Source organism: Rhodosalinus sp. (assembly GCF_041685465.1).
Lineage (GTDB): Bacteria > Pseudomonadota > Alphaproteobacteria > Rhodobacterales > Rhodobacteraceae > Rhodosalinus.
The window spans coordinates 1-5054 of sequence record NZ_JAWLFS010000220.1 but is presented as its reverse complement, the minus strand read 5'-3'; the positions used below and the strand labels follow the sequence as shown (position 1 = coordinate 5054).

The 5054-nt window shown below is 73.8% G+C and carries 5 protein-coding genes; 2 read left to right on the top strand and 3 right to left on the bottom strand.

All coding sequences use genetic code 11. The features are described 5' to 3' along the window. Positions 1–135: 135 nt before the first annotated feature. From hisA to hisB, 3 genes are all read right to left on the bottom strand, one after another. Positions 136–855 (bottom strand): 1-(5-phosphoribosyl)-5-[(5-phosphoribosylamino)methylideneamino]imidazole-4-carboxamide isomerase, encoded by a 720-nt coding sequence (gene hisA / locus ACESL7_RS12910; protein ID WP_372893722.1) that lies wholly within the window; start codon positions 853–855, stop codon positions 136–138. A gap of 29 nt (positions 856–884) precedes the next feature. After that, positions 885–1523, bottom strand: a complete 639-nt coding sequence (gene hisH, locus ACESL7_RS12905) for an imidazole glycerol phosphate synthase subunit HisH (RefSeq protein ID WP_372893721.1) — start codon at positions 1521–1523, stop codon at positions 885–887. A gap of 156 nt (positions 1524–1679) precedes the next feature. Continuing rightward, positions 1680–2267, bottom strand: a complete 588-nt coding sequence (gene hisB, locus ACESL7_RS12900; protein WP_372893720.1) for an imidazoleglycerol-phosphate dehydratase HisB — start codon at positions 2265–2267, stop codon at positions 1680–1682. Positions 2268–2390: 123 nt separating this feature from the next. Here hisB and ACESL7_RS12895 point away from each other — a divergent pair, with 123 nt between their 5' ends. Continuing rightward, positions 2391–2630 carry an Lrp/AsnC ligand binding domain-containing protein gene (locus ACESL7_RS12895; protein ID WP_372893719.1) on the top strand — a complete coding sequence of 80 codons (240 nt, stop codon included), beginning with the start codon at positions 2391–2393 and terminating at the stop codon, positions 2628–2630. Between the two features lie 81 nt (positions 2631–2711). After that, positions 2712–5054: heavy metal translocating P-type ATPase (locus ACESL7_RS12890; protein WP_372893718.1), on the top strand; the 2343-nt coding region annotated here is incomplete at its 3' end.

Below are 5054 nucleotides of genomic sequence, written 5' to 3'. Positions count from 1 at the left end.
CCCCTGTGCCACGCCGCCCCGGGCGACGCCAGTCCCTGCGCTTCGGTCCTTCTTCTTGGTCAGAAATATCCCGGGGGAGTCGGCGAAGCCGACGGGGGCAGCGCCCCCTGCCAGCGCCCCCTGCCAGCGCCGACGTCAGCCCAGCGCGGCCAGCGCCTCCGCGAGGTCGAGCTTGCCGTCGTAGAGCGCGCGCCCCGAGATCGCCCCCGCGATCGCGCCGGTGTCGCGCAGCGCGATCAGATCGGCGAGCGCGGCGACGCCCCCCGAGGCGATCACCGGGATCGAGACGGCGCGCGCCAGCGCCTCGGTCGCGGCCACGTTCGGCCCGCCCATCGCGCCGTCGCGCTCGATGTCGGTGTAGACCAGCGCCGCCACCCCGGCGTCCTCGAAGCGCCGCGCGAGCTCGGTGGCCTCCACCTCCGTCTCCTCGGCCCAGCCGCGGGTGGCCACGCGTCCCGCGCGCGCGTCGATGCCGACCGCGATGCGCCCCGGGAAGGCGCGCGCCGCGGCGCGTACGAGGTCCGGGTCCTCCACCGCCACGGTGCCGAGGATCACCCGCGCCAGCCCCTTGCCGAGCCAGGTCTCGATGGTGACCATGTCGCGGATGCCGCCGCCGAGCTGCGCGGGGGTCTCCGGGCAGGCGGCGAGGATCGCCTCGACCGCGGCGGCATTCACGGGCCGCCCGGCGAAGGCGCCGTTCAGGTCGACGAGGTGCAGCCAGCGCGCGCCGGCCTCCACGAAGGCGCGCGCCTGCGCCGCCGGGTCGTCGTTGAAGACCGTGGCCGCGGCCATCTCGCCGCGCAGCAGGCGCACGGCCTGCCCGTCCTTGAGGTCGATCGCGGGGTAGAGGATCATCGCGCGCTCCCGTGTCCGTGCCGCCGCCCTCAGGGGCGCCAGCGCAGGAAATTGGCGATCAGGCGCAGGCCCGTGGCCTGGCTCTTCTCGGGGTGGAATTGCGTGCCGAGGATCGTGCCGCGCCCCACGACCGCGGTGACGGGGCCGCCATAATCGGCATGCGCCAGGAGATGCCCCGGATCGGCGAGGCGCATCTGGTAGGAGTGGACGAAATAGGCGTGATCGCCCGTCGCGATGCCGTCCAGCACCGGGTGCGGGCGGTCGACCACAAGGTCGTTCCAGCCCATGTGCGGCACCTTGAGCGCCGGGTCTTCCGGCGCGATGCGCGCGACGGTGCCGGGAATCCAGTCGAAGCCCGGCGTCTCCGCGTATTCCATGCCCCGGCTCGCCAGCATCTGCATCCCGATGCAGATGCCCAGGAAGGGCCGCGCGCGGCGCAGCGCCGCCTCCTCGATCGCCTCGAAGAGCCCCGCCCGGGCGAAGAGCGCCTGCCGGCATGCCGGGAAGGCCCCGTCGCCCGGCAGCACCACGCGCTCGGCCGCGGCCACCGTCTCCGGCTCGGCGCTGACGAGGACCGCGCCCGCGTCCGTCTCGACCGCCATGCGCTGGAACGCCTTCTCGGCGGAGTGCAGGTTGCCGCTTTCGTAATCGACGATGACGGTGGTCATGACCGCGCCTCCGGTGCCGGAACAGCGCGCTGACTAGACCAGCGTCCCGGGATTGCCAAGTCGCGCCGCCCCGCGCCCATCATCTTGGCCCAAGTACTCCGGGGGTGAATTGGCCGTCAGGCCAAGAGGGGGCAGCGCCCCCTTGCGTGGCGGCGCTCAGAGCGTGCCCTTGGTCGAGGGCACCTCCGCGCCCGCGCGCGGGTCGGGCTCGACGGCGGCGCGCAGCGCGCGGGCCACCGCCTTGAAGGCGGCCTCGGCGATGTGGTGGCTGTTGGCACCGGCCTCCTGCGTGACGTGGAGCGTCACGCCCCCGTGGCTCGCCACCGCCTGGAAGAACTCGCGCACGAGCTCGGTGTCGAAGCCGCCGATCTTCTCCGTCGGGAAAGCGACGTCCCAGACGAGGAAGGGCCGCCCGGAGAGGTCGAGCGCGGCGGAGACGCGGGCCTCGTCCATCACCAGCGTGACGGCGCCGTAGCGGCGGATTCCGCGCTTGTCGCCGAGCGCCTCGGCCAGCGCCCGGCCGAGCGCGATGCCGCAGTCCTCGACCGTGTGGTGATCGTCGATGTGGCGGTCGCCGGTGGCCTGCAGGGTGACGTCGATCAGCGCGTGGCGCGCGAGTTGCTCCAGCATGTGGTCGAAGAAGCCGACGCCGGTCGCGATCTCCCGCGCGCCGGTGCCGTCGAGGGCGAGGTCGAGCGAAATCGAGGTCTCGGCGGTGCTGCGGTCGATGCGGGCGCGGCGCATGGGGGGTCTCCTCTGGCGGTGCGCGCCTTCTAGCGGGCCGCCTGGCGCCCGCCAACCCCGCGGCGTTGCACCGGGTCGCGGGCTGTGCGAGCGTCCGGGCGACCAACCGTGAGGGGCGCGCCGATGTCCACGCTCGTTTTCGTCCAGCTCCGCTGCACCCCGGGGACCACCTACCGGGTCGCCGAGGAGATCGTCCTGCGCGAGATCCATTCCGAGCTCTACTCCACGAGCGGCGAGTGGGACCTCCTGATGAAGCTCTACATCCCCGAGGACGAGGACGTGGGCAAATACATCAACGAGCGTCTTCTCGACATTCCCGGCATCGAGCGCAGCCTCACCACGCTCACCTTCCGCGTGTTCTGAGCCCGGTCGAAGTCGCCCCTTGACCTTCCAGTGACTGGAGGCCCCACATCGGTGGGGAACTCGTCGAACGGAGGTCTCACCATGAGCGACGCACATCGCATCACCTTCGCGCTGGAGGGCCTGAACTGTGCGGGCTGCGTCCGGCGTGCCGCCGCGGCGCTGGAGGCGGTCGAGGGCGTCGCCGAGGTCAACGTGAACCTCGCGGCGGAGACCGCCACCGTCACGCTCGACAGCCCCGCGCGCGGGGCGGAGGCGGCCGCGGCGCTGGAGCGCGCGGGCTACCCCGCCCGGACCGAGACCGTGACGCTCGCCGTCTCGGGAATGAACTGTGCCTCCTGCGTGGGCCGCGTCGATCAGGCGATCGAGGCCGTGCCGGGCGTTCTTTCGGCGGAGGTCAACCTCGCCGCCGAGGAGGCGCGCGCGACCGTGCTCGAGGGGGCCGCCGGCGCGCGCGCGCTGGCCGACGCGGTGACCGGGGCGGGCTACCCGGCGAAGCCGGCCGGGGCCGACGACGCCGCGGACCGCGGAGCCCGCAAGGCCGAGGAGGCGCGGGCCGCAGCCCGCAAGACCGCCCTTGCCGGAGCGCTCGCGCTGCCCGTCTTCCTCCTCGAGATGGGCGGACACATGATTCCCGGCGCGCACGCGCTGATCGGGCAGACCATCGGCCATCAGGCAAGCTGGCTCATCCAGTTCGCGCTGACGACGCTGATCCTGATCGGCCCGGGGCGCGAGTTCTTCCTGCGCGGGGTGCCGGCGCTTCTCAAGGGCGCGCCGGACATGAACAGCCTCGTCGCCGTGGGCACCGCCGCGGCCTGGGGCTACTCGACCGTCGCCACCTTCGCGCCCGATCTCCTGCCCGCCGACGTGCGCGCCGTCTATTTCGAGGCGGCGGCGGTGATCGTCACGCTGATCCTGCTCGGCCGCACGCTCGAGGCGCGGGCCAAGGGCCGCACGGGCGCCGCGATCGAGCGCCTGATGGGCCTGCGCGCGCGCACCGCCCGCGTCGAGCGCGGTGGCGAGACCGTCGAGGTGCCCGTGGACGAGGTGCAGGTCGGCGACGTGCTCGTGGTGCGCCCGGGCGAGCGGCTGCCCACCGACGGCGCGGTGATCGAGGGCGCGGCGCATGTCGACGAGAGCATGATCACCGGCGAGCCGCTTCCCGTCGAGAAATCAGAGGGCGACGCCGTCACCGGCGGCACCGTGAACGGCGCCGGCAGCTTCCGCTTCCGCGCCACGGCGGTGGGCGCCGACACGGTGCTCGCGCAGATCACCCGCATGGTGGAAGAGGCGCAGGGCGCGCGCCTGCCGATCCAGTCGCTCGTGGACCGGGTGACGCTCTGGTTCGTGCCGGTGGTGATGGGCGTCGCGGCGCTGACGGTGCTGGTCTGGCTCGTGGTCGGCCCCGATCCGGCGCTCACCATGGCGCTGGTCGCCGGCGTCTCGGTCCTGATCATCGCCTGCCCCTGCGCCATGGGGCTCGCCACGCCGACCTCGATCATGGTGGGCACGGGGCGGGCCGCCGAGCTCGGCGTGCTCTTCCGCAAGGGTGAGGCGCTGCAGGCGCTCGCCGGCGTGGACGTGGTCGCGCTGGACAAGACGGGCACGGTGACCGAGGGCCGCCCCGAGATGGCGGCGCTCGTCCCGTCGGAGGGCACCGACCGCGCCGAGGCGCTCCGCCTCGTCGCCGCGGCCGAGGCCGTCTCGGAGCACCCGATCGCCGAGGCCGTGGTGCGCGCCGCGCGCGCCGAGGGCGTCGCCGCGCCGGAAGCCGGGAGCTTCGAAAGCGAGACGGGCCGTGGCGTGCGCGCCCGCGTCGAGGACCGCGAGGTGGCGGTGGGGTCCGCGCGCTTCATGGAAGAGATGGGCCTCGACCTCTCGCCCTTCGGCGCCGAGGACGCGCGCCGCTCCGGCCGCGGCGAGAGCGTGCTCTACGCCGCGATCGACGGCCGGCTCGCCGCGCTGATCGCCGTGGCCGACCCGGTCAAGGAGACGAGCCGCGCCGCCATCGCCCGGCTGCGCGAAATGGGCCTCGAGGTGGCGATGATCACCGGCGACCGGGAGGCGACCGCGCAGGCCATCGCCCGCGACATCGGCATCGACCGCGTGGTGGCCGGCGTCCTGCCCGACGGCAAGGTGGCCGCGCTGGACGATCTGCGCACGGGCGGGCGCAAGGTCGCCTTCGTCGGCGACGGCATCAACGACGCCCCCGCGCTCGCCGAGGCGGACGTGGGCGTGGCGATCGGCACCGGCACGGACGTGGCGATGGAATCGGCCGACGTGGTGCTGATGTCGGGCGACCTCGCCGGCGTGGTCAACGCGGTGGAGGTGTCGCGCGCCACGCTGCGCAACATCCGGCAGAACCTTGTCTGGGCCTTCGGCTACAACACCGCGCTGATCCCGGTGGCCGCCGGGGTGCTCTACCCG